Source organism: Micromonospora sp. HB375 (genome assembly GCF_017872985.1).
Classification (GTDB): domain Bacteria; phylum Actinomycetota; class Actinomycetes; order Mycobacteriales; family Micromonosporaceae; genus Micromonospora; species Micromonospora chalcea.
Genome location: NZ_JAGGJO010000001.1, coordinates 1,668,159 through 1,691,186, shown reverse-complemented (window position 1 = coordinate 1,691,186; position 23,028 = coordinate 1,668,159). Strand labels below are relative to the sequence as shown.

Here is a 23,028-nt window from a genome sequence, read left to right as displayed (position 1 = left end):
GCCGGCCGCACGGCCCCTTCTGTGCCGGTTCAGGCCGGGAGCGAGGCCAGCAGGGTGGCCTCCCGCTCCGGCGCCAGGCCGACCGGCGCGCGCGTGGGCCGCCCCGCCCGGGCCGGCACCTGCCCCACCTCGCGCAGCCACCGCCAGGTGTCGGCGACCGTCTCGGTCACCGGCCGGCACACCAGCCCCGCCGCGTACGCCCGCTCGACGTTCCGCTCCTGCAACCACCGGTACTCGTGCCCCCGCGGCACCCAGACCGGCAGGTCGTTCCACGGCACCACCCCGGCCGCCAGGATCGGCTCCGGCGGCGTCCACCGCAGCGTCGCGCCCGACCCGGTCGCCGCCACCGCCGCGTCGAGCAGCTCACCCATCGTCGCGTGCCCGGTGCGACCGATCACGTTGTACGCCCCGCCGACGCCCTCGGCCCCCCGGTCCAGCAGCCAGGTCGCCAGGTCACGGACGTCCACGTACTGGATCGGCAGGTCACGCGGCCCGGGCGCCAGCACGTCCCCGCCCCGGGCGATCCGGTTCAGCCACCACGGCAGCCGCCCGATGTCCTCCCCCGGCCCGAGGATCAGCCCGGCGCGCACGAGCAGCGCCCGGTCACCGAACACCCGCGTGGCGGCGAGTTCCCCGCCCGCCTTGTTCTCCGAGTAGTCGCCGTCGTCGGCGTCCGGGTCCGCCGCCACCGTCGGCGCCTCCTCGCCGGTGCCGAGCTCGACGGGTGGCGCGTACACCGAGCCGCTGGACACGTAGACGTAGTGCGGCACCGCGCCGACGAGCGCCGACGCCGCATCCCGGACCGCCCGGGGCGCGCCGTCCCAGGTGTCCACCACCAGATCCCACTCGCCGCCGGCCAGCGCGGCCAGCCCGTCCGGCGCCGTCCGGTCACCCCGCAACCGGTGTACGCCGGGCGGCGCCTGCCCGTGTACGCCCCGGTTGAACACTGTCACCTGCCAGTCGCGGCGTACCGCCTCGGCCACCACGGCACCACCGACAAAGCCCGTACCACCCAGCATCAGCAGTCGCATGCGTCCCAGCCTGCCGCCGCCCGCCGGCCATGGCGCCCCTTGTTCACGGTGAGCGGATCTGCCAGCGGCAGAACCCGGTCCGAGGGCAGCTCGGCCCGGACGGGGCGGCGGCGCATGTCTTTGTCCGCCGATCTTGGAGTAATGGTGCCCAGTATGCCCGGTTGACACCCTTCGCAAAGCACCACAACTCCAAGATCGGCGCACCCGCCCAAGACCACGGCGGTTTCCGAGCCCTCTCAAACAGCCCTCGCCCCAGTCCTCCGCGATCTTGCACTTCGGTATCCCGCATAACGCGCAAACGGGGGCATCCGAAGGGCTGCACCTGCAAGATCGACGCGGTACTACGCCGCCCTTCGGTCCGATCCGGCCCCGCCCCGCCCCGCGCGAGCCGCCCCAAGGGCGTCGATCATGAAGTTGACGGCACTTGGTGTCCGGTTTGTCGCCGCCAACCTCATGATCAACCGATGGCGGGGTGCCTGGGGAGGGCTTGTTCGATCTTGGAGTTGTGGTGCCCAGGATGCCCGGCTTGACATCGTTCGTGAGGCGCCACAACTCCAAGATCGCGGTGATCAAGGAGTTTGTGTGCTCGTGGGTGCCGGAAAGGGCCGCAAACTCCTTGAGCACCTGTGCAGAGCGAGGTGCCGGGTGGGGTGGGTGTGTCTGGTCGGTGGTGGGCGGGGTGTCGGGTTCGGGGGTGGTGGGCGGCACTCTGGTGGCGGAATCGTGGGCGGGTGCGGGGCGTTGTAACCGGGTGAACGACCGAGCAGGACCGCCCCCGAGCGGTCGGCTGAGGGAACACGGCCTGCGGGTCGTTGAGCCTGGTTCCGACGACGTGAACCCGCGCCCGGGTGGTGTGAGGTGCCCGGGAATGATGCCGGGTCGCAGGTCGTTGGACATCCTTCCGGCGCCGCGTAGAGGCCCCCGCCCCGCGAGCAGCCGGGATCCCCTTGAGACTTTCTTGAGCGCCTGACGGTGCCCACGTATCCCGTCCCCCACGGGTGCGTCGACCCCCGAATGGAGCCCCCATCATGAACACGATTCTGCGTAAGAGCATCCTGGGTATTGCTGGTCTGGCTTTCACCGGTGGCGTGTTCGCCGGCCCGGTCGCCGCCCACGCGGCCGACACCACCCACGCCGTCAAGCCGGTCACGGCCACGGTGCAGTCCGACAAGCTGATTCCGCACGGCGTGCAGGGCGACCAGTCCCGCATCGACCTCAATGACGAGCAGACCAAGAACGTAAAGGCGATCATCGCGGCGACGAAGAAGGCCGGCATGGACGAGCGTGCCGCGGTCGTGTCGATCGCGACCGCGTTGCAGGAGTCGAAGCTGGAGAACCTCGGCCACCTCGGTGACCGTAACGACCACGACTCGCAGGGCCTGTTCCAGCAGCGCCCCTCCTCCGGTTGGGGCACGGTGGAGCAGATCACCGACCCCGAGTACTCCACGACCGCGTTCCTGAAGGGTCTGAAGCAGGTCGACGGCTGGCAGGACATGCCGCTGACCAAGGCCGCCCAGACCGTCCAGGTGTCCGCGTACCCGGACCACTACGCCCAGTGGGAGCAGCAGGCCGCCGACCTCGTCGCCCAGCACTGGAACAAGTAAGAAAAAACGTGAAGGCCGGCACCCCGCACCAACGGGGTGCCGGCCTTTTCGCGTACCCGATGGGTCAGGCCGGGGGCAGGACGAACGTCCAGGTGGTCGTGGTCGTGCTGGCCGCGGCCCCGGTGGCGGTGAGCCCGCCGTAGCTGCCGGTCGGCACGCTGCTCGCCGAGTCGGCGAGCAGGCCGGTCACCCGGCCGCCGCCGGTCTGCGAGGTGTTGCTGCGTACCGCCACGCCGGCCGGCGGGGTCAGCGCGGTGGAGGTGCTGTCGCCGTGCAGCCAGTACGACACGGCCCAGCTCTGCGCGGTGGTCACCGGCGCGTACGGGGTGATGCGGGTGGCGGTGCTCGCCGGGTCGGTGGCCCGGGTGAAGACCGGCGCGCCGGGCGCCACCCCCCGGTACGCGGCCAGCACCAGGTTGCCCTTCGCCTGACTGTCCAGCGTCACCCGGACCGCAGTGCCCGCGTCACCGGCCCCGGCGGTCTTCCACCAGGCGGTGGTGGTGGCGAAGCCGCCGTCGAGGCGGTCGAGCCTGCTCCAGCCGGTCACGCCGGCCGGCTCGCCGGTGCCGGTGTGCGTGTTCTGGCTGAGCAGGAGCAGCAGCATGTCACCGGCCTGCACGCCCGCCGGGACGGTCACGGTGTGGCTGGTCCAGTTGGCGTTCGCGGTGGCCTGGCCGACGAACGAGATCCGCTCCGGTACGGGCGCGACAGTAACCTCGACGGTCGCGGTGCCGGTGGCGCCCCGGTCGTCGGTGACGGTGAGCGTGACCGGGTAGGTGCCGGCCGCCGCGTACGTGTGCGACGTGGTCGGTACGGAGGCGGTGCCGGTGGTGTCGCCGTCGCCGAAGTTCCAGCTGTGGTCCTGGATCGCGCCGTCGGCGTCGGTGGAACCCGCGCCGGTGAACGTGCACACCAGCCCGGAGCAGGTGGGCGTCAACGCGGCCACCGGCGCCTGGTTCGCGGGGCCGCCCGATCCCTTCAGGATCTTCACGTAGTCGATGTCGCCGGCGAAGTAGTCGCAGGTGACCTTCGTACCGTCGCACTGGCTCTTGCCACCGACGGACAGCGGCCAGGTGTTCGCGATGGTGCCGGTCGGCCCGTTGAGGCGGCTGGTCCGCACGCCGTCGACGTACATCTCCACGTACGCGGAGGTGCGGTTGCAGGTGATCGTGTGCCACTGGCCGTCGGAGATCGGCACGTCGGTGTAGCCGGTACGGGAGGCGCCGTCCGCGCCCCGGAACAGGCACTTCGGCTTGCCGTTCGGGGCCTCGAACTTCCAGTAGCCGCCGGCCGTGTTGCCCTGTCCCTTCTGGAGGATGTTGCCGAAGGAGTACGTGGTCCGGTAACGGATGGTCACCGAGAAGTCCCCGGCGTCCGGGTTGAAGTCGGTGGTGTGCGGCACCAGGTCGACGTGGCCCGGGACGTACTCCTTGTCGGTGGGCAGGTGCGTGGCGAAGCGGTGACCGGTCGCCCCGGCGTAGAGCGCGCCGGTGACCACCTCACCGCCGATCGTGCCGTGGCGGCCGTTGCCGCTGTAGTCGGTCAGCACCGTCGACGACGACGCCGGCTCGTCCATGCTGTAGAACGCCACCGTCCGCGTCGCGGTGGCCTGCGCGGGCGCGGCCGATACCGTCACCCCGGCCGCCGCGACGACAGTCGCCACCCCTAATCGTGCGGCCGTCCGCCGCCACCGTCCCCGCTCGATCGTTGCCATGTGACCGCCTCCCTGCGCATCGGGCCTCACAGTGACACGCGCGATGGCAGCGGCAGAATAATCCGCACGGTGGACCTGGGAGACCGATGTAGCCGGTGCCGGCTGTCCGGTGGGAGACGACCGCCTGTCGACCGGCGGCGTGGTGACTCTCGGTGGGCGATACTGGGTTTGAACCAGTGACCTCTTCCGTGTCAAGGAAGCGCGCTCCCACTGCGCCAATCGCCCGGGCAATCGCGAGCGGACGACGGGATTCGAACCCGCGACCCTCACCTTGGCAAGGTGATGCGCTACCAGCTGCGCTACGTCCGCGTGCCGCCGGTTCGCGCCGGCGACGGGGTGAACTCTACCCGATGCCAAGATCGCCGTGCGGCAGACCCCCGCCGCGCCAGGTGGCCGTGTGGTTGCGCCGCTCACCGCCGGGGTACTGAGGCCGGTGACAGCACAACCATCCCCCCGAAGGAGGCTGTCGTGGGTATCGGTACGAGCATTTTCCTGATCGCGGTCGGCGCGATCCTCACGTTCGCGCTCAACGCCAGCGTCGGCGGGGTCGACCTCGACGTCGTCGGCTGGATCCTCATGGCGGCCGGCGTCCTCGGCCTGATCATGACCACGCTGGTCTGGGGCCGGCGCCGTCAGGTGGTCGCCACGACCGCCGACGAGCCGGTGGAGTACCGCCGGGTCGAGGAGCGCCGGGACGTCGCGCCGCCCATGTGATCGTGAGCGGGGCCGACGGAGCTGATCGGTCCCGGGACCGGACCGGCCGGATCGAACATCCGGCCGGTCCGGTCTGCTATGCCCGCTCGCCGTCGGTGGCGGCGCGCAGCCCGTACCAGCCGATCGCAGCCACCAGCGCCACCTGCGCCAGGTAGCTCGCGACGACCACCGCGCGAGCGGCGTCCTGCGGCACCAGCACGAACGCCACCACGTAGACGAGCGCGGCGACGACCAGCGGACGCGGCATGGTCCGGCCGATCAGGATCCCGACGAGCGCCAGGACCATGCCGAGGACGATCGCCACCTGGCTGCCGAGGACGGCCGGGAGCAGCTCGTCCAGTTGGTCGTTGAACACGTCGAACAGCGCCCGTCCCTGCGCCTCCGGCACGACCGCCGGGTCGGCGGCGTAGGCGAACGGCAGCACCTCCGCGGTGATCGCCAGCGCGAACACCACGCCGCCGAGGCCGGCCAGGAAGGCACCCACCAGGTTCAGCACGCCCGCGCGGCCCCGGGCCAGCCCGACGATGAACACCGCCGCGGCGATCCAGGACACCGCGTACGCGGGCCCGCCCAGGTAGAGGTTCATCGGCCAGTACGCGGACCCCAGCTCGCGGACGTCGTCGTAGTGGATCGCGCCGTCGAACGGCGGCTCCCACAACATGAAGACGGTCCGTCCGGCCAGGGACGCCAGGAGCAGGACGAAAAGGGCGACGAGCGCGGCACGGCGCAACTTCGGTACGGGCACGATGAGAGCCTCCGTCGATTCAGGTGTCGCCCCACCGTGCCGAGGTACCGCCCGCGCGGGCATCGGCCTCAGCACCTATCTTCGGAAAATCCCTGCTCAACGCGGTTGTCGGGCGTGCTCCAGCCAGATCCGCGCGGCCCGCACCCGACGGTTCGTGCCGCCGCCGGGCGTCAGGTCGAGCTTGACGAAGATCGCGCGCAGATGGGCGTCGACGGTCCGCTCGGAGACCACCAGCTGCGCGGCGATCCCCGCGTTGCTGGCGCCGTCGGCGAGCGCGGCGAGCACCTCCCGTTCACGCGCCGTCAGCCCGCCGACCGACACCGGGCCCGCGGCATCCACCGCCGCCCTGGCCGGGGCCGCCGGCTCGATGACGTTCGTCGTCTCCGCCGCACCGCCTCCCGTCGTACCCTCTGCGCCGCCTCGCGGCGTCACCGGCGCTGTCGGCGCGGCGGTGAGCAGCGCCGACAGCCGGCCGGTGCCGGCCCACGCCCCGCCGACGACGGCGACGGTCAGCGCCGACACGACCAGGGCGACCGAGGTCGGGCCGAGGGACGTCCCGGGAGCGGCCACGAGTGTGCCGACGCCGACCACCAGCAGGGCCGCGGCGGCCAGGCCGGCGCCGCGCACCACGGCGCCGACCCGGCGCGGCTCGGTGGCGCCGCGGGCGGCGGTGACCGCGCACGCGGCGGCGAACACGGCGGCCCCGGCCAGCGCCACCAGGAAGGCGACCGAGCCCAGCGACGGTTCGACGTCGCCGGGCGTGCGGGCGACGGCGAGCAGCAGGCAGAAGACGACTGTCAGCGGCGCGGCGGTGGTGGCCGCCGCGGCCACGCCGAGTCGCGCCCGGACGGCGTGGTGCGATCCGAGAGCGGCCCGCCAGAGCGTCACCGGGAGCAGGAACAGCGCCACCGCTGCCAGCAGGGTGACGGCGGCGCCGACCGGCGCGAGCGCGGTACGCCAGGATTCCGCGGCGATCGTCGGAACCCCCGCGAACGGCTGGGTCGCCGTGGTCAGCAGCGCGTTGACGAGCGTGGCCACGCCCAGAGTGAGGCCCACGAGCCGGTGCGTCCACGGGACGGCGTCGCCGGTGCGGACGGCGGCCGAGGCCGTCAGCTGAAGGAGTGCCAGCGGCGGGATCCACGCCGAGTTCCACGCCGCGACGGCCGGCCCGGCCCACGGGTGTCCGGCCGCGACGGCGGCCACCGCGACGACGGCGAGCGCCAGATACGCCAGCAGCGACGCGGCGAGCCCGGCCGCCAGCCGGCCGGCGGCACGGTGACCCGACCGGCTGAGCCGGAGCGCGGCGAGCGCGGTGACCACGGCTGCCGTCGCGAGGGCAATGGCGCCGACCGGGTCGCTCGCGAAACCGCCGTGCCCGGCCGCGCCCAGGACGGCGAGCGCCGCGACGCCGAGGGTCGCCGTGGCGGCGGTGAGGACGGCCAGGCTCCGCAGCGCGGGCACCGGGCGGACGACCGCCGTCATCCGTGGTGATCCCGTCGGGACGGGCGCCGGGGACAGCCGGTCGCCGTCCGCCGGCTCGGACGCGGGACAACGGCCACCAGCACATTCAACCCGGTCCCCCGCCCGAGGTCGATCCCGTGGCCGGTCAGTCGCGCATCAGCTCGTTCAGCTCGCCGAAGTCGAGCCCGCCGGCGAGCGCCTCGTACGTCCCGGCGCCGAGCACCTCCGCCGCCGCGCGCCGGACCACCGCGTACGCCGTCTCGGCCAGCGCCGGGCCGAGGCTCACCCGGGCCACCCCGAGCCGCGCCAGCTCGGCCACCGGCGGCGCGCCCGGCCCGGCCAGCACGTTCAGCGGGGCCGGGATCGCCGCCGTCAGCGCGGCCACCGTCTCCGGCTCCACGGTTCCGGGTACGAAGATCCCGTCCGCGCCGGCGGCCAGGTACGCCTCGGCGCGCTCGACCGTCTCCGGTACGCCCCCGGCGCCCCGCAGGTACGTGTCGACGCGGGCGTTGACGTACAGCGGGATGCCGGCGCGGTCGGCGGCGGCCCGGACCGCGGCGAGCCGGGCGACCTGCTCGTGGATCGGGCGCAGCGGACCGCCGCCGTCGTGCCGGGCGTCCTCGACGTTGACGCCGACGGCTCCGGCGGCGAGGACGGCGGCGACGGTCTCGGCGACCTGGTCGGGGTTGTCGCCGTACCCGGATTCGATGTCGGCGGTGACCGGAAGGCGGACCGCGTCGGCGACGCGGCGGATGACGTCGACGGCGGTGTCGCGGGCGAGCAGGTCGCCGTCGGGGGCGCCGCGACTCCAGGCGACGCCGGCGCTGGTGGTCGCGATCGCGTGGGCGCCGGCCGCGGCGACGAGCCGGGCGCTGACCGCGTCCCAGGCGTTGGCCAGGATCAGTGGGTCACCGGGCCGGTGCAGGGCGCGGAACCGCTGGGCTCGGGTCTGTTGATCGTCCACCGGGCCAGTCTGGGTGGGGCACGCGGGTGCGGCAATGGCCAGCGGCGCGGCACTGGACTGATCGATGGCGACGAGAAAGGCCGTGTCGAATGATCGACACGGCCTTTCCGCTGGTGGGCGATACTGGGTTTGAACCAGTGACCTCTTCCGTGTCAAGGAAGCGCGCTCCCACTGCGCCAATCGCCCTCGTCTACTGCGAGGTGGAGACGGGATTTGAACCCGTGTACACGGCTTTGCAGGCCGTTGCCTCGCCTCTCGGCCACTCCACCGAGGTTGCCCCCGAACTGCGTGGCGGCATCTCCGAGCGGACGACGGGATTCGAACCCGCGACCCTCACCTTGGCAAGGTGATGCGCTACCAGCTGCGCTACGTCCGCACGCCCCCGGTGTTATCCGGTGACGGATGAGAACTTTAGCCGAGCCCGGGAACGGTTGCCAAATCGGGTTCCGTTTCCGGCGCGTCCGGTGGTGGCGGACCCCGCTCCCCCTCGGCTTCCTAGGAGCCTGGGTGGCTTCCGTCCGAGAGCACCGGCGAGCGCTCCCACCTGCGGAAGCAGACCGGCGCGTCGAGTGTCCGGCATCCGACTGCCCGCCCGCCGACCAGCCGCTTCGGTAACTCCCCGTGGTCATGCGGATGGGTTACCGTAACGCCGTGACGAGACGAGCCGCCGAGATCCGCCTGGACGCGCTGCTGCGTACGGCCTGTGAGGTGATCGCGGAGCGAGGGCTCGCCAACACCCGCACGGCCGACGTGGCGGAGGCCGCCGGGGTGAGCCAGGCGCTCGTGTTCTACCACTTCGCCACCAAGGACCGACTGCTCGCGCAGGCGTTCGCGTACGCCGTCGAGCAGGACCTGGCCAAGCTCGACGCGGTGCTCCGCTCCTCCGCGCCGCCGCTGGCGAAGCTGCGCCGCATGCTGCGCCTGTACGCGCCGGCCGGCCGGGCCACCTCCTGGTCGATGCGCATCGACGGCTGGGCGGAGTCGCTGCGTACCCCGGAACTGGAGAAGCTCTCCCGGCGGCTGGACCTGCGGTGGCGGCAGGACCTGGCCGCGCTGATCACGGACGGGGTCGCCGAGGGCACGTTCGACTGCCCCGACCCGGCCGGCGCGGCCTGGCGGATCAGCGCGGTGATGGACGGCCTCGCGGTCCAGCTCGCGGTGCACGAGCGGGTGATCACGCGCCGCCAGATCGCCGAGTGGATCCGCCTCGTCGCCGCCCGCGAACTGGGCCTCGAACCCAGTCAGCTCGACTGACCGGGCCCCGCCCCCGGCCCGCGCAGGCGGGTCCGCCGGTCAGGGCCAGGTCGGGCGGGGGCGCTCGAAGGGCGGTGGCAGGGTTTCCGGTTCGGTGACGGCGGCCGGGCGCAGCAGGCGGCGCATCCGCAGCAGCAACCCGGCGCCGAGGAACAGCAGCAGCCCGCCGAGCAGGAACGCCGCCTGCACGAGGCCGAAGCCGCCGCTGTCCGCGACCGGGCGTCCGGCCACACCACCGGGCGGCGGCGGCTCCACCACTGCCGCGTCGGTCGGCTCGTCGGTCACCGGGTCGTCGGTGGGTGGCTCCTCGCTCGGCGTCTCCGAGGGCTCCGCGCTGGTGGGCGCCGGCGTCGGCGAAGCCTCCTCCCCCACCACCTCACGCGAGGCGGTCCGCCGGGCCAGCAGCCGCAACTGCGGGTCGTACGCCTCGGCGGCGAAACTCACCCGGCCGCGCGCGACGTCCTCGGCGAACGCCACCCGGTAGCGGGCGGTCACGGTCCGGCCCGGGCAGAGCACACCCGGGTCGAGTTGCCGGTCGGTGAGCCGGGCGGTGTCTCCCTCGGTGCGGATCTCCAGCGGGAACGACCCGCTGTCCTCCACCCGGTCCACCTTGAGCTGGTCCAGCCGCAGGCCCTGCACCCGCACCAACATCGACCAGCGCACCTTGACACAGCCGCCCCCGTCGGAGCGGGACACCACGGCGGACAGAGTCTCCACCCGGTTCCCGGCGGTGAACTCGTCCGGCAGACCGCTCAACTCGGTGGAGAAGGCCGCCGCCGCCCGCGCGGGCAGGGCTCCCCCGTACCCGGTCCCGGCCACGAAGGTCAGCACCAGTCCGATCCGTAGCGCGTGCCGCCACCCGCTCACCACGCCTCCTCACCCTCGGTCGTGTCCACAGGCAACGCTAGGAGCGCGCCGGGCACGCCGGTAGACGGGCGTGTTCGCATCCAACGCCACAACACGGGGGCCATTTCACCGAGCGTGGTGAACCGGTCACGGCCCTGCCGCGACACGCCCGGGATCGGGCCCGGCCGGCGGGTGGGACACAATTCTCCGGTGTCCGAGCTGTCCGCCGCGTTCGTCCGGCTGCACGCCCGCCTCGCCCCCGTGGCGTTCGTACCCGAGGTGCGCCTGCACCAGGCCGACGAGCCGATCGGCCTGTGGGAGCTGACCGAGGGCGAGTTCCGCAGCGCCCAGCCGCCGCCGTTCTGGGCGTTCGCCTGGGCCGGCGGGCAGGGCCTGGCCCGCTACGTCACCGACCACCCCGAGGTGGTCGCCAGCCGCCGGGTGCTCGACCTGGCCTCCGGCTCCGGCCTGGTCGCCATCGCCGCCGCCCGCGCCGGCGCGGCCGCCGTCCGGGCGGTCGAGGTGGACGAGCGGGCCGTCGCGGCCGTCGCGCTCAATGCCGAGGCCAACGGGGTACGCGTCGACGCCGAACTCGGCGACATCCTCGACGCCGACGCGGGCGACGCCGAGGTGGTGCTGGCCGGGGACGTCTTCTACAGCGAGGCGATGGCCCGCCGGATGCTGCGCTTCCTGCTCCGGGCCGCCCGCGCCGGCGCCCGGGTGCTGGTGGGCGACCCGGGCCGGGCGTTCCTGCCCCGCGAGCGCTTCCACGAGCTGGCCGCGTACGACGTGCCGGTGTCCGAGGCGCTGGAGAGCGTACGGGTGAAGCACGCCACCGTGTGGGAGCTGGACCCGAACCCGCCGGGCGCCCGCCGCTAGCGTTACCGCGTGCTGTTCCGGGGCTGGGGGGAGTCCGTCGACGGGCAGTGGCCGGACGTGGCCACCGTTGTCGACCACGTCGGCGTGCCGCACCTGGTGGTGACCCGGCACGCGCTCGTACGCAAGGTGCTCACCGATCCGGTGACGTTCCGGCCGGACAACGCGCTCGACGCGGTCACGCCGATCCCGGTGGCCGCCCTGCGGGTGCTCGCCGGGCACCGGTTCCGGCTGCCGCCGACGCTGGCGAACAACGGCGGCGCCAGCCACCCGGAGATCCGCGGCATCGTCGCCGACGCGCTGCACCCGCACCGGGTGGCGGCCCAGCGCCAGTGGCTGACCGGGCTGGTCCGGGAGCGGGTGGCCGGGCTGGCGGCGACGCTGGACGAGGGCCGCCCGGTCGACCTGTACGCCGGGCTCGCCGCCGACCTGCCGCTGCTGGTGCTGGCCCGGCTGGTCGAGCTGCCGGACGCGCCGGTCGGCGCGGTGAAGGACTTCGCCCGGGCCGCGCTGGAGCTGTTCTGGGCGCCGCTGGACTCCGCCCGGCAGCTCGCGCTGGCTGCCGAGGTGGGCCGGTTCCACACCGTGCTGCGGGAGTTCGCCGCGACCGGGGGCGGGCTCGCCGCGCGGCTGCGCGACGCCGGGCACTCCCCCGACGTGGTCGTCGGCGCGCTGTTCTTCCTGCTGGTCGCCGGCCAGGAGACCACCTCGCAGTTCCTGACCCTGCTGCTGCACCGGCTGTCCGGCGAACCGGCGGTACGGGCCGGCCTGCGCACCGGCACTGTCGCGGTGGACGACGTGGTCGAGGAAGGGCTGCGGCTGGAGCCGCCGATCGTCACGTGGCGGCGGGTGGCGGCGGTCGACACGACGCTCGGCGAGCTGCCGGTGGCGGCGGGCACCAGCGTGGTGGCGTGGCTGGCCCGCGCCGGGCGCGACCCGGCGGTGGTCGGCGCGCCGGGCGAGTTCCGCCCGGGGCAGCCCGGCTCGCGGCGGCACCTGGCGTTCGGCGCCGGGCCGCACCGCTGCGTCGGCGCGCAGCTGGCCCGGATGGAGGCCGCCGTGGTGGTCGCCGAGGCCACCGCGCTGCTCGACGGCGTGACGGTGGTGCGTCCGCCGTGGTGCCCGGACAACCTGACGTTCCGGATGCCCGACGCGTTCGTGGTCCGTCGCACCTGACGAAAGTCGGTGTCGGCCGTTGCCGTTCGACGGCAGTGTGGCGCCACCGCCGCGCAATAGCGTCGCCGCATGATCACACTTCGTGGGTTGACGAAACGGTTCGGCGCCGTGACGGCCGTCGACGACCTGACCGTCGAGATCCGCCCCGGCCAGGTCACCGGGTTCCTCGGCCCCAACGGCGCCGGCAAGTCCACCACCATGCGGATGGTGCTCGGCCTGGACCGGCCCACCGCCGGGCAGGCGCTGGTCAACGGGCGGGACTACCGCACGCTGCGGCACCCGCTGTACGAGGTGGGCGCGCTGCTCGACGCCACAGGCGTGCACCCGGCCCGCTCCGGCGTGGCGCACCTGCGGGCGATGGCGCGCAGCAACGGCGTACCGGCCCGGCGGGTGACCGAGGTGCTCGACCTGGTCGGCCTGGACGCCCGCGCCGCCGGCAAGCCGGGCCGGGCGCTGTCGCTGGGCATGGGCCAGCGGCTGGGCATCGCCGGCGCGCTGCTCGGTGACCCGCCGGTGCTGCTGCTCGACGAGCCGGTCAACGGGCTCGACCCGGACGGGGTGCGGTGGATCCGCGGGTTCACCCGCCGTCTGGCCGACGAGGGGCGCACCGTCCTCGTCTCCAGCCACCTGATGAGCGAGATGCAGCAGACCGCCGACCGGGTGGTGGTGCTGGGGCGCGGCCGTCTGGTCGCTGACGCGCCGCTGGCCGAGCTGATCGCCGCCCGGCCCGCCGCGTCGGTCCGGGTGCGCGGGCCGGAGCCGGCCGCGCTCGCCGCGCTCGGTGACCGACTGGCCGCCGAGGGCGCGACTGTCACCGCCGACGAGGGCGGGATGTCCGTCGCCGGCAGCACCGCCGGCCGGGTCGGCGACCTGGCGCACGAGATGGGGGTACGGCTGCACGAGCTGACCCCCGTCGCACCCTCCCTGGAGGAGGCGTTCCTGGAACTGACCGCCGACAGCGTGGAGTACGCCGCCGGCTCGACCGGAGGTGGCACCCGATGACCGCACAGTCCACGCTCGACCCGGCCCGTCAGTCCGCCCGGCCCGCGCCCACCGGGAATCCGCTCGCCGGGGCGGTGGCCGCCGAGTGGACGAAGCTCTGGTCGGTCCGCTCCACCTGGTGGACGCTGCTCGCGGCGGTGCTGACCATGGCAGCCACCAGCGCCCAGCTCGCCATCTACGCGCAGAACGCCAACACCGACGACGACCCGGCCAACAACCCGGGCGTGGTGGACGTCGGCGAGATCGTGGCCGGGTCGCTGGAGCTGACCCAGTACGTGGTGCTGGCGCTCGGCCTGTTCGCGATCACCAGCGAGTTCACCACCGGCACGATCCGCACCACGCTGCGGTGCACCCCGTCGCGGGGGCGGGTGCTGGCGGCCAAGGCAGTGGTGGTGGGCGCGGTGACGTTCGGCGTCGGGCTGCTGCTCGGCACCGTTGGCGCGGTGACGGCCCGGCCGGTGCTGGGCGAGTGGGGCCGCGCCCCGCTGGGCGCGACGGTGGCCGACGTGGTGGCCGCCGCGGCGTACCTGGCGCTGATCGGCGTGCTGGCACTCGGCCTGGCGGCGGCGCTGCGCGGCGCGGTGCTGGCCCTGACCGTCCTGCTCGCGCTGCTGATGATCGTGCCGCTGTCGTTGCAGGAGCCGGACATCACGGTGCTCACCCGGATCGCCGACGCGTTCCCCGGGGTGGCGGGCAACCACTTCCTGGCCGGGGACACCGAGCCGTACCCGGCGGTGGTCGGGCTGCTGCTACTCGCCGGCTGGGCCGCCGCCGCGCTGGCGCTGGGCCGGTGGGCGCTGGCACGGCGCGACGCCTGAACGGGGCGGGGCTGGTCAGCCGGTGGGCGGGACCAGCCCTGCCTCGTACGCGAGGATCGCCGCCTGCACCCGGTTGCGCACGTCCAGCCGGGTGAAGATGCTGGTCAGGTAGCTCTTCACGGTGCCCTCGACGAGGTGCAGCCGGCGGGCGATCTCGGCGTTGGACAGTCCCGCGCCGACCAGCGCCAGCACGTCGCGTTCCCGGTCGGTGAGCCCGGCCAGCCGGTCCCGCGCGTACGGGCCGCGGGCCAGCCGTCCCCCGCTCAGCTCGATCACCCGGCGGGCCACCCGTGGCGACAGGTACGCCCCGCCCTCGGCCACCGCCCGCACCCCGGCCAACAGTTCGCGCGGGTCACCGGACTTGAGCAGGAACCCGGCGGCGCCGTGGCCGAGCGCGCGGGCGATCAGGTCGTCGTCGCCGAACGTGGTGAGCATGACCGCCGCCGTCTCCGGCACCAGCCGGCGGATCTGCGCGGCGGCGCTGAGCCCGTCGCCGCGGGGCATCCGGATGTCCAGCAGCGCCACCCGGGGGCGGTGCGCGCGGACCAGCTCGACCGCGGCGAGGCCGTCGCCCGCCTCGCCGACCACCTCGATGCCAGGGTCGGCGGCCAGGATCGCCCGTACCCCAGCCCGGACCAGCGCCTCGTCGTCGGCGAGCACCACCCGCAGCGGGCGGTCGTGGTCGTCGCTCATGGTGCGATCTGCTCCTTGCTGACCAGCCGCCCGTCGGCGAAGCAGAGCCGCCAGGTCGCCTGGGCGAACGGGAAGTTGCCGTCGGTGTAGAACTCGCAGCCCGGCGCGGCGCCGGTCGCGGGCGGATCGGCCTGCCGGCGGGGCAGACCGAGCGCGTCGCGCGGCTCACCCAGCCGCAGCCGTTCGTAGCCGGACCGGTCCAGCACCGCGCCCGCAGTGGCGAGCGGGTAGTAGACGAGCGCCAGCACCAGCGCCAGCCCGGCGGGCGCGCCGATCGCCACGAGCAGGCTGCGTCGCGCCCGCCGCCGGGCCTCCCGCAGCCGCCGGGCCGCGTCCCCGTGTCCGTCCCGGCCGGGTACGCCGACGCGTCCGGCGTCGAGCGGGTCGATCTCCGCGAGGTCGTCGTCGCCGGATCGCGGGGCGGTCGCCCCGGAACCGTCAGCCGGGCCGGTGACCGGCGGACCGGCGTCGGCGAGGGCCGGCGTCCCGGAGGCTCGGATCGGGTCGGCGACCGGTGAACCGGCGCCCGCGCGGCCGGGCGGCGGCGTGCCGGGACGGGCCGCATCAGCGAGCGGGATGTGTGCGGTGACCGCCCAGCCGCCGTCGCACGGGCCGGCGTCCAGGGCGCCGCCGGCGAGGCGTACCCGCTCGCGCAGCGCCAGCAACCCGGAGCCGTGCGACGGCGGCCCGGGCAGCGGACCGGCCGGCGGTGGCGCGTTCACCACCGCGACAGTCACCGCGTCGTCGTCGCGTGCCACAACGACGGTGACCGGAGCGCCGGGGGCGTAGCGGGCGGCGTTGGTGAGCGCCTCCCGGACCACCCGGTGCACCGCGTGCGCGGGCAGCGGCGGCAGGTCCGCCTCGTCGGCGCGCAGGTCGACTGTCATCCCGGCGTCGCGCGCGCCGTCGACCACGTCGGCGACCGTCTCCCCCGGCGGCCGCAGCGTGCGCTCCTCGCGCAGCACGCCGATCACGTCGTGCAGGCGTTCGGTGGCGGCGGCGACGCTGGCCCGCAGCTCACCGGCCGCCGCCCGGTGCGCCGCGGACAGGTCCGGCGCCAGTTCCAGCGCACCCGCCCGCAGCGCGATGAGGCTCAGGTCGTGGCCGAGCGAGTCGTGCATGTCCTGCGCGATGCGGGCCCGCTCGCGCAGGCGTACCCGCTCGATCTCGGCCCGGCGCTGCGCCTGCGCGTGCCGCAGTCCGGCGTCGGCGAGCGCGCGGTGCTGCCGCCGCAGCCGGCCCAGCAGCCAGGGGAACACCCCGGCGAACAGCAGCACCGAGGCGAGCAGGAACCAGGTGGACGGCTCGGTGCCGAGCAGCCCCAGGTTGAGCACCGAGCCGGTGACCGCGATGGCGGCGAAGACGGCGGCGGCCGGCGCGGCCCGGTCGCTGCGCCGCCCGGCGAGGTAGCCGAAGACCGGGATGGCGAACACGACGTTGCCGTCGACGAGCGAGCCCGCCACCACTGCGAGCACCGCGACCAGCGGCCACCGGCGCCCGATCCACACCGCCGTGCCGAGCAGCGCCAGCGCGGCGGCCAGCGGCGGAAGCTCGCCGATCTGCGGCGGGGTGAGCCGGCCGTACGCCACCGGCGCCGCCAGCACTGCCCAGAGCAGCAGGTCACCGGCCCGGCACTGTCGTTCGCGGGGTTCCACGGCGGTCACGCTACCCACGCCCGGCCGGGCCGGGCACCGACGAAAGTCAGGTCTCCTCGGCCCAGGCGCGCCAGTCGTCGAGCACGCCGTACAGGGCGGGGGTGAGCCACCCGGGAGCGGACCGGCGGAACACACCGGGGTCCATCCCGCCCGCGCCGGCCGGTACCGCGCCGAGCAGGTTCGGCAGCAGCTCGGACAGGTTGAGCCAGTGCACCAGTTCCGGTTCGGTCGGCCAGGCGCCGATCACCACACCGGCCGGGACGGCCCGCCGCTCCAGCGCCTCCAGCGTCAGCGCGGTGTGGTTGAGCGTGCCGAGCCCGGCCCGCGCCACCACCACCGCGGGCGCGCCGAGCGACACCGCGAGGTCGGCCACCGTCCACGGCTCGCCGGACGGGCGCAACCCCATCGGTACGAGCAGCCCGCCCGCGCCCTCGATCAGCACCAGGTCGTGCTTGTCCGCCTCCTCGCGGATCGCGTCGACGGCGTTGTACAGCTCCAGCGGCGGCAGGTCCGCCACCCGGGCCGCGGCCAGCGGCGCGAGCGGGTCGGGATAGCTGGCGAGCGTCCGGCCGGTGAGCGGGGCGGCCAGCCGGGTCACCGAGTCGACGTCGCCGGGCTCGCCGGTGGCCGTACCGGTCTGGCCGGGCTTGACCACCGCTACCCGCAGCCCGGCGGCCTGCGCGGCGGCGGCGACGGCGGCGGTCACCACCGTCTTGCCGATCTCGGTGTCGGTGCCGGTCACCAGCACCGGCCCGGTCCAGGCGTCGCCGAGGCTCATGGCGCACACTCCACGATCACGTCCAGGGCCCGGTCGAAGTCGGCCCGGTCCACCCCGGCGCTGACGGTGAGGCGCAGCCGGGAGCGGCTGTCCGGTGTGGACGGCGGACGGAAGCAGCCGACCGCCACACCGCGCTCCCGGCAGGCGGCGGCCCAGGCGGTCGCCGCCTCCGGTCCGGGCGCGGTCACCGAGATCACGGCGCCGTCCGGGGCGGACACGGACAGCCCGGCAGCGCCGAGGCGGCGCACCGCCGTCGCGACCCGGTCGGCCAGCTCGGCGCGCAGCGCGTCGCCGTCGCGGGCCAGGCGCACCGCGGCGCGTACCCCGGCCACCACGGCGGGCGGCGGCGCGGTGTCGAAGATGAACGTGCGGCCGGTCTCCACCAGGTGGCGGACGAACTCGGCCGGCCCGGCGACCACGCCGCCGGCCCCGCCGAGCGCCTTGGACAGCGTCGCGGTGACCACCACGTCGGGCGCGCCGGCCAGCCCGGCGGCGGCCACCCCGCCGGCCCCGGCCGGGCCGGTGACGCCGAGCGCGTGCGCGTCGTCGACGAGCAGCAGCGCGCCGTGGCGGCGGGCCACCTCGTGCAGCTCCGCGAGCGGGGCCAGGTCGCCGTCGACGGAGAAGACCGACTCGGTCACCACCACGGCCGGGCGGCCCGGCGCGGCGGCCAGCGCCGCGGCCACCGCTGCGACGTCCGCGTGCGGCGTCACCAGCGTCTCGGCGCCGGAGATCCGGCAGCCGTCGATCAGCGAGGCGTGGTTGTGGGCGTCGGAGACGAGCAGCGTACGCGGCTGCGTCAGTCCCCGGACGGCGGCGAGGTTGGCCAGGTAGCCGGAGGAGAACACCAGCGCCCGGTCGACGCCGAGCCAGTCGGCCAGGTCGTCCTCCAGCGCGTGGTGGGCGTCGGTGGAGCCGCGCACCAGGCGTGACCCGGTGGCGCCCAGCCCGTACGCGGACAGGGCCTCCGCGGCGGCGGCGGTGACCTGCGGGTGGGTGGCCAGGCCGAGGTAGTCGTTGCCGGCCAGGTCGACCACCGCGTCGTCGGCGGCCCGGGGACGCAGCGTGCGGGTCAGTCCCGCCCGGGCCCGCAGCTCGGCGCGGCGGTCCAGGGCCGCCAGCCAGTCCGCCACCGTGCCGTCCCCTCCCGCCGACCACCGCCCCGCCGGGCGCTTCCGCGGGGCGAAGTTACCACCCGTCCCGAGGGCTCCGGCGTGGCGCGGTCCCGGCTCGCCGGGGCTGCTGGCGGCGGTTTCCCGGCCCCTCGGTGGCCTGTTAGGTTACGAGCCATGCCAGAGATCCTCGACCAGGCCCGGGAGCGGGTGCTGGGCAACGGTGTCGGCCTCGACGAGGCCGGTGTCCTCGCGGTGCTGAACCTTCCCGACGAACACCTGCCCGCCGCCCTCCAGCTCGCGCACGAGGTCCGGATGCGCTGGTGCGGTCCGGAGGTCGAGGTCGAGGGCATCGTCTCGCTGAAGACCGGCGGCTGCCCGGAGGACTGCCACTTCTGCTCGCAGTCCGGCCTGTTCACCTCGCCGGTCCGGTCGGTCTGGCTGGACATCCCGGCGCTGGTCGAGGCCGCGAAGCAGACCGCCGCGACCGGGGCGACCGAGTTCTGCATCGTGGCCGCCGTGCGCGGTCCGGACGCCCGGCTGATGAAGCAGATGCGTGAGGGCGTCGCGGCCATCCGCGCCGCTGTCGACATCCAGGTCGCCGCGTCGCTCGGCATGCTCACCCAGGAGCAGGTCGACGAGCTGGTCGAGATGGGCGTGCACCGCTACAACCACAACCTGGAGACCTGCCGCTCCTACTTCCCGAACGTGGTCACCACGCACTCGTGGGAGGAGCGCTGGGAGACGCTGCGGATGGTCCGCGAGTCCGGCATGGAGGTCTGCTGCGGCGGCATCCTCGGCCTCGGCGAGACGGTCGAGCAGCGGGCCGAGTTCGCCGCGCAGCTCGCCGAGCTGGACCCGCACGAGGTGCCGCTGAACTTCCTCAACCCGCGGCCGGGCACGCCGCTCGGTGACCGTCCGGTGGTGGAGGGCAAGGACGCGCTGCGCGCCATCGCCGCGTTCCGGCTGGCCATGCCGCGCACCATCCTGCGGTACGCGGGCGGCCGCGAGCTGACCCTCGGTGACCTGGGCACCCGCGACGGTCTGCTGGGCGGCATCAACGCGGTGATCGTCGGCAACTACCTGACCACGCTGGGTCGCCCGGCCAACGCCGACCTGAAGCTGCTGGAAGACCTGAAGATGCCGGTGAAGGCGCTCTCGGCGACCCTGTGAGGCAGCGGTGACCGATCTTTCCCCCGCCCCGGCCGCGCCCGTGGCGCTGTGGTGCGACAGGTGCGGCGAGTCGGTGGCGGCCGGGCCGCATCCGGCGTGCGAGGCGGCCCGGGCGTGGGAGCCGCCGCGCTGGTGCGCGTCCTGCCGGCGGCGGATGAAGGTGCAGGTCGTACCGGCCGGCTGGTCGGCGGTCTGCGTCGAGCACGGCGAGCGGCGGGGCTGAGGGGTGCTGCGGGGGCGGGCGGTGACGCTGCGGCCGGTGACCGACGCCGACGTGCCCGCGCTGGCCGCGATCCGGGCCACCCCTGAGGTGCGCCGCTGGTGGCGCGGCGGGGACGATCTGGCCGAGTCGGTCCGGGCCGACCTGGCCGATGACGCGGTGACGATCTACGCGGTCGAGCACGACGGCCGGCTGGTCGGGGCGATCCAGTGGTACGCCGAGACCGACCCGGACTATCGCCACGCCAGCCTGGATGTCTTCCTCGACCCGGCGGTCCGCGGCTCCGGGCTGGGCGGCGACGCGATCCGCACGCTGGTCCGGCACCTGATCGACGAGTACGGCCACCACCGGTTCACGATCGACCCGGCGGCGGCGAACACGGCGGCGATCCGCGCGTACGCGAAGGTGGGGTTCCGTCCGGTGGGCATCATGCGCCGCTACGAGCGCGGGGCGGACGGGCGCTGGCACGACGCGCTGCTGATGGATCTGCTGGCCGAGGACCTGGCCGGCTGAGCTGACGGACGGGCGTGCCCGGCACCACGCGGGTGCCGGGCACGCTCTCCGGTAACTGTGTGACGGTGTCAGCGCTGGAGGGTCAGCACACCCGGCCGCCACGGCAGCAGGTTGTAGTCGCCGCCCGCACTGGGGTTCTTGCCCTGGTACAGGAACTGCAGGTTGCAGGGGTCGATGGTCTTGGTCTGGTCGGGGTTGTTGCGGACCAGGTCACCGTGGCTGATGTCGTTGGTCCAGGTCGCGCCGCTGTTGGCCTTGCCGGCGAACGGGTTGCTCTCGGTGGCGGCCTGCGGGGTCCACGAGCCGCTCAGGCTGTTGGACGTGAACGACCGGAAGTAGCGTCCCTGGCTTCCGATCGCCTCGACGATCATCAGGTACTGGTTCTGGCCCGCCACCTTGTAGACCTCGACGCCCTCGAAGAGGTTGTTCGTCGAGTCCGACATGATCGTCGTGTAGCTCGAGCCGAAGCTGCCCGGGAAGTTCCCGAGCGGCATGCTCGACCGGTAGATCTTGCCGTTGTCCCCGGCGAAGAACAGGTACATGTTCTGGTCGTCACCGATCAGGGTCTGGTCGATGACGCCGTACGGGGCGTCCGGCAGGGTGGCGGTGGACAGCGTCTGCGCCGAGGACCAGCCGTTGGCGTTGGTCGGGTCGCTCGACGTCTTGTAGCTGAACGAGGTCGGTCCCCACTGGTACGCCAGCACCCAGATGTTCTTCGGGGCGAAGTACAGCAGCGTGGGCGCCACGGTGCCCTGGCTCATCCCGTTCTGGCCGGCCGAGGCCATGTCGGACCAGTTGGTGAACGGGGTGAAGTTCATCGAGCTGTACTGGCCGCTGCTGTTGACGTACGACCCGTAGACCAGGTGCTTGCCGTTGTGGACGACGTTCGTGAAGTCCTTGAGCGAGACCCAGCCGTTCTGCGGGTTGGCCAGCGCGCCGGTCGACGACCACCGGTAGGTCGACGGGAGCGAGCAGCCCCCCGGCGGGGGCGTCGTGGTTGGCGGCGGCGTGGTCGGGGACGGCGAGGTGCCGCCACCGAAGTCGGTCCGCCACTGCTGGTTGGTCTGTCCGTGGCAGTCGTACAGCTGGATCTGCTGGCCGTTGCCGGTGCCCCAGACGTCCAGGCAGCGACCGGACTGCACGCCGCTGATGGTGCCGTTGGAGTTGATGTTCCACTGCTGGTTGGACTGGCCGTTGCAGTCCCAGATGATGATTCCGGTGCCGTTGGCGGTGGCCGCGCCGTTCGCGTCGAGGCACTTGGTGCCGTAGACCATCAGCTGCTTGCTGGAGGTGTACGTCCACTGCTGGTTCGACTGACCGTTGCAGTCGTAGAGCTGGACCCGGGTGCCGTTCGTCTGGGTGGCGTTCGGCACGTCGATGCACCGGCCCGACTGCACGCCGACGATCCGCCCGGCGCCGCCGCTCGGCGGCGGTGCCGTGGTCGGGGTCGTGGTCGGGGTCGTGGTCGGCCCGGAGGTCGGGGCGGCCGCGTTGAGCGCGTTGAGGACCGAGTTGTACGCGGCCTTCTTGTTGCCTCCGCCGTCGAACAGCAGCGGGCTCTCGTTCGAGCGCCACGAGTCGCTGTCGCGCACGCCCCACACGGTGATGCCGATGCAGCGCGGCACGTTGATGCACGCCTGGGTCAGCCCCGCGTACTGGCTGGTCGAGGAGTTCGTGACGTCGACCTCGGTCAGCGCCACGTCCACACCCAGCGCGGCGAAGTTCTGCAGCGTGGTCTGGAAGTTGCCCGGCAGCGAGCTGCCGCCGGTGAAGTGGGTCTGCAGACCCACGCAGTCGATCGGCACACCCCGGGACTTGAAGTCCCGGATCATGTTGTAGACGCCCTGCGTCTTGCCGTACGACCAGTTCTCGATGTTGTAGTCGTTGTAGCACAGCTTCGTCGACGGGTCGGCCGCCCGCGCGGTGCGGAACGCCACCTCGATCCAGTCGTTACCGGTGCCCTGCAGGTTCGACTGCCGACGGCTGCCGTCCTCGTTGAACGCCTCGTTCACCACGTCCCACGCGGCCAGCTTGCCCTTGTAGTGGGCCATCACGCCGTTGATGTGGTCGATCATCGCCTGACGCAGGTTGCTGCCGTTCAGGCTCTGCATCCAGCCCGGCTGCTGCGCGTGCCACGCCAGCGTGTGGCCACGGACCTTCAGGCCCCGCTGGGTCGCCCAGTTGTAGATCTGGTCGCCCGAGTTGAAGTTGAACTGGCCGCGCTGGGGCTGCGTCGCGTCCGGCTTCATCTCGTTCTCGGCGGTGATCATGTTGAACTCACGCGCCGCGATCGTGCTGTACGTCGAGTCGCCGAGCCGGCCCGCCGCGATGGCGGTGCCGAAGTAGCGGCCCGACTGCGCGGCGGCCGCGCCCAGCGTGCTCGCGGCGGCGTTCGCCGCCGGCATCATCACCGCGACGGCGGCCACCGTCACGGCGCTGACCGCGCCGGCGAGCAGCGCTCGGACGGCTGGTGATCGCCGTCGCCGACTCCCGCCGCGATGAGCGGATGGGCTCATTGCCATCTTGGCCTCCTTACTGGCCAACACCCAGGCCGTCGGGGCGGGACGACTGGACGTTTCGGTTGGGGTATCTAGCTTTGTCGATGCTTCCACCACGCATCGGTGGGGACAATGGTGTTTCGGAAAAGTTTCGGAACGTTTTTGGCCGCGCGGGGCCGAG

General features: G+C 73.7%; 21 protein-coding genes and 5 tRNA genes. 10 read left to right on the top strand and 16 right to left on the bottom strand.

Features of this window, described 5'->3' with window-relative positions; translation table 11 throughout:
* Positions 1 to 29 precede the first annotated feature (29 nt).
* Entirely contained in the window at positions 30 to 1,031 is a 1,002-nt protein-coding gene (locus tag J3R08_RS08105) for an NAD-dependent epimerase/dehydratase family protein (RefSeq protein ID WP_209960550.1), read from the bottom strand.
* 1,028 nt (positions 1,032 to 2,059) lie between these two features.
* On the opposite strand from J3R08_RS08105, the gene J3R08_RS08100 reads away from it, so the two are divergent.
* Positions 2,060 to 2,635, top strand: coding sequence for a hypothetical protein (locus J3R08_RS08100; RefSeq protein WP_209960548.1), 576 nt, complete (start codon positions 2,060 to 2,062; stop codon positions 2,633 to 2,635).
* 64 nt (positions 2,636 to 2,699) lie between these two features.
* Here the strand turns inward: J3R08_RS08100 and J3R08_RS08095 are convergent, their stop codons facing one another.
* From J3R08_RS08095 to J3R08_RS08085, 3 genes are all read right to left on the bottom strand, one after another.
* A complete protein-coding gene (locus J3R08_RS08095) occupies positions 2,700 to 4,349 on the bottom strand; it encodes a PKD domain-containing protein (protein ID WP_209960545.1) in 1,650 nt (549 codons plus the stop codon).
* Positions 4,350 to 4,502: 153 nt separating this feature from the next.
* Positions 4,503 to 4,574 (bottom strand) — tRNA-Val (locus tag J3R08_RS08090).
* An 11-nt stretch (positions 4,575 to 4,585) separates the two neighbouring features.
* A tRNA-Gly gene (locus J3R08_RS08085) sits at positions 4,586 to 4,658 on the bottom strand.
* 159 nt (positions 4,659 to 4,817) lie between these two features.
* On the opposite strand from J3R08_RS08085, the gene J3R08_RS32625 reads away from it, so the two are divergent.
* The gene (locus J3R08_RS32625) at positions 4,818 to 5,063 is read left to right on the top strand and encodes a DUF6458 family protein (RefSeq protein WP_158559994.1); all 246 of its coding nucleotides are present in this window, start codon (positions 4,818 to 4,820) and stop codon (positions 5,061 to 5,063) included.
* Between the two features lie 76 nt (positions 5,064 to 5,139).
* On the opposite strand, the gene J3R08_RS08075 is transcribed toward J3R08_RS32625, so the two are convergent.
* From J3R08_RS08075 to J3R08_RS08050, 6 genes are all read right to left on the bottom strand, one after another.
* Positions 5,140 to 5,808 carry a hypothetical protein gene (locus tag J3R08_RS08075; RefSeq protein ID WP_209960543.1) on the bottom strand — a complete coding sequence of 223 codons (669 nt, stop codon included), beginning with the start codon at positions 5,806 to 5,808 and terminating at the stop codon, positions 5,140 to 5,142.
* A 96-nt stretch (positions 5,809 to 5,904) separates the two neighbouring features.
* A complete protein-coding gene (locus tag J3R08_RS08070) occupies positions 5,905 to 7,290 on the bottom strand; it encodes a response regulator transcription factor (protein ID WP_209960541.1) in 1,386 nt (461 codons plus the stop codon).
* A gap of 124 nt (positions 7,291 to 7,414) precedes the next feature.
* Positions 7,415 to 8,233, bottom strand: a complete 819-nt coding sequence (locus tag J3R08_RS08065) for an isocitrate lyase/phosphoenolpyruvate mutase family protein (protein ID WP_209960539.1) — start codon at positions 8,231 to 8,233, stop codon at positions 7,415 to 7,417.
* Positions 8,234 to 8,344: 111 nt separating this feature from the next.
* Positions 8,345 to 8,419: transfer RNA gene (locus tag J3R08_RS08060), tRNA-Val, on the bottom strand.
* 12 nt (positions 8,420 to 8,431) lie between these two features.
* Positions 8,432 to 8,502 (bottom strand) — tRNA-Cys (locus J3R08_RS08055).
* 34 nt (positions 8,503 to 8,536) lie between these two features.
* Positions 8,537 to 8,609, bottom strand: a tRNA-Gly gene (locus J3R08_RS08050).
* 275 nt (positions 8,610 to 8,884) lie between these two features.
* On the opposite strand from J3R08_RS08050, the gene J3R08_RS08045 reads away from it, so the two are divergent.
* Positions 8,885 to 9,487, top strand: coding sequence for a TetR/AcrR family transcriptional regulator (locus tag J3R08_RS08045; protein WP_043330511.1), 603 nt, complete (start codon positions 8,885 to 8,887; stop codon positions 9,485 to 9,487).
* A gap of 39 nt (positions 9,488 to 9,526) precedes the next feature.
* On the opposite strand, the gene J3R08_RS08040 is transcribed toward J3R08_RS08045, so the two are convergent.
* The gene (locus tag J3R08_RS08040) at positions 9,527 to 10,354 is read right to left on the bottom strand and encodes a hypothetical protein (RefSeq protein ID WP_064447271.1); all 828 of its coding nucleotides are present in this window, start codon (positions 10,352 to 10,354) and stop codon (positions 9,527 to 9,529) included.
* Positions 10,355 to 10,543: 189 nt separating this feature from the next.
* Between J3R08_RS08040 and J3R08_RS08035 the strand changes: the two genes are divergently transcribed.
* The 4 genes from J3R08_RS08035 to J3R08_RS08020 all read left to right on the top strand — a co-directional run bounded on the left by J3R08_RS08035 (position 10,544) and on the right by J3R08_RS08020 (position 14,205).
* On the top strand, positions 10,544 to 11,212 hold the full coding sequence (locus J3R08_RS08035) for a methyltransferase (protein ID WP_209960538.1): 669 nt from the start codon (positions 10,544 to 10,546) through the stop codon (positions 11,210 to 11,212).
* A 9-nt stretch (positions 11,213 to 11,221) separates the two neighbouring features.
* The gene (locus tag J3R08_RS08030; RefSeq protein ID WP_174537630.1) at positions 11,222 to 12,385 is read left to right on the top strand and encodes a cytochrome P450; all 1,164 of its coding nucleotides are present in this window, start codon (positions 11,222 to 11,224) and stop codon (positions 12,383 to 12,385) included.
* Positions 12,386 to 12,454: 69 nt separating this feature from the next.
* Positions 12,455 to 13,387, top strand: coding sequence for an ABC transporter ATP-binding protein (locus J3R08_RS08025; protein WP_043325584.1), 933 nt, complete (start codon positions 12,455 to 12,457; stop codon positions 13,385 to 13,387).
* Positions 13,384 to 14,205 carry a hypothetical protein gene (locus J3R08_RS08020; protein ID WP_064447191.1) on the top strand — a complete coding sequence of 274 codons (822 nt, stop codon included), beginning with the start codon at positions 13,384 to 13,386 and terminating at the stop codon, positions 14,203 to 14,205. Before J3R08_RS08025 ends, J3R08_RS08020 begins: the two co-directional genes overlap by 4 nt.
* A 15-nt stretch (positions 14,206 to 14,220) precedes the next feature.
* Here J3R08_RS08020 and J3R08_RS08015 read toward each other — a convergent pair whose 3' ends face one another.
* From J3R08_RS08015 to J3R08_RS08000, 4 genes are read right to left on the bottom strand one after another with little or no spacing between them, the layout of a single operon-like run.
* The gene (locus J3R08_RS08015; protein WP_064447190.1) at positions 14,221 to 14,898 is read right to left on the bottom strand and encodes a response regulator transcription factor; all 678 of its coding nucleotides are present in this window, start codon (positions 14,896 to 14,898) and stop codon (positions 14,221 to 14,223) included.
* Positions 14,895 to 16,553, bottom strand: a complete 1,659-nt coding sequence (locus J3R08_RS08010; protein ID WP_231915535.1) for a sensor histidine kinase — start codon at positions 16,551 to 16,553, stop codon at positions 14,895 to 14,897. Before J3R08_RS08010 ends, J3R08_RS08015 begins: the two co-directional genes overlap by 4 nt.
* Positions 16,554 to 16,599: 46 nt before the next feature.
* A complete protein-coding gene (gene bioD, locus J3R08_RS08005; RefSeq protein WP_064447189.1) occupies positions 16,600 to 17,331 on the bottom strand; it encodes a dethiobiotin synthase in 732 nt (243 codons plus the stop codon).
* Positions 17,328 to 18,464: an 8-amino-7-oxononanoate synthase gene (locus tag J3R08_RS08000; RefSeq protein WP_064447188.1), complete on the bottom strand. Its 1,137-nt coding sequence runs from the start codon at positions 18,462 to 18,464 to the stop codon at positions 17,328 to 17,330. The genes bioD and J3R08_RS08000 overlap by 4 nt, the downstream gene beginning before the upstream one ends.
* Before the next feature lie 156 nt (positions 18,465 to 18,620).
* On the opposite strand from J3R08_RS08000, the gene bioB reads away from it, so the two are divergent.
* Genes bioB through J3R08_RS07985 form a run of 3 tightly spaced genes read left to right on the top strand, consistent with a single transcriptional unit; the run spans position 18,621 to position 20,349 of the window.
* On the top strand, positions 18,621 to 19,616 hold the full coding sequence (gene bioB, locus J3R08_RS07995) for a biotin synthase BioB (RefSeq protein ID WP_064447187.1): 996 nt from the start codon (positions 18,621 to 18,623) through the stop codon (positions 19,614 to 19,616).
* Between the two features lie 7 nt (positions 19,617 to 19,623).
* Positions 19,624 to 19,839, top strand: a complete 216-nt coding sequence (locus J3R08_RS07990) for a hypothetical protein (RefSeq protein WP_064447186.1) — start codon at positions 19,624 to 19,626, stop codon at positions 19,837 to 19,839.
* 3 nt (positions 19,840 to 19,842) lie between these two features.
* Positions 19,843 to 20,349, top strand: coding sequence for a GNAT family N-acetyltransferase (locus tag J3R08_RS07985; protein ID WP_043325589.1), 507 nt, complete (start codon positions 19,843 to 19,845; stop codon positions 20,347 to 20,349).
* A gap of 68 nt (positions 20,350 to 20,417) precedes the next feature.
* Here J3R08_RS07985 and J3R08_RS07980 read toward each other — a convergent pair whose 3' ends face one another.
* Positions 20,418 to 22,871 (bottom strand): non-reducing end alpha-L-arabinofuranosidase family hydrolase, encoded by a 2,454-nt coding sequence (locus J3R08_RS07980; protein ID WP_209960536.1) that lies wholly within the window; start codon positions 22,869 to 22,871, stop codon positions 20,418 to 20,420.
* Positions 22,872 to 23,028 lie beyond the last annotated feature (157 nt).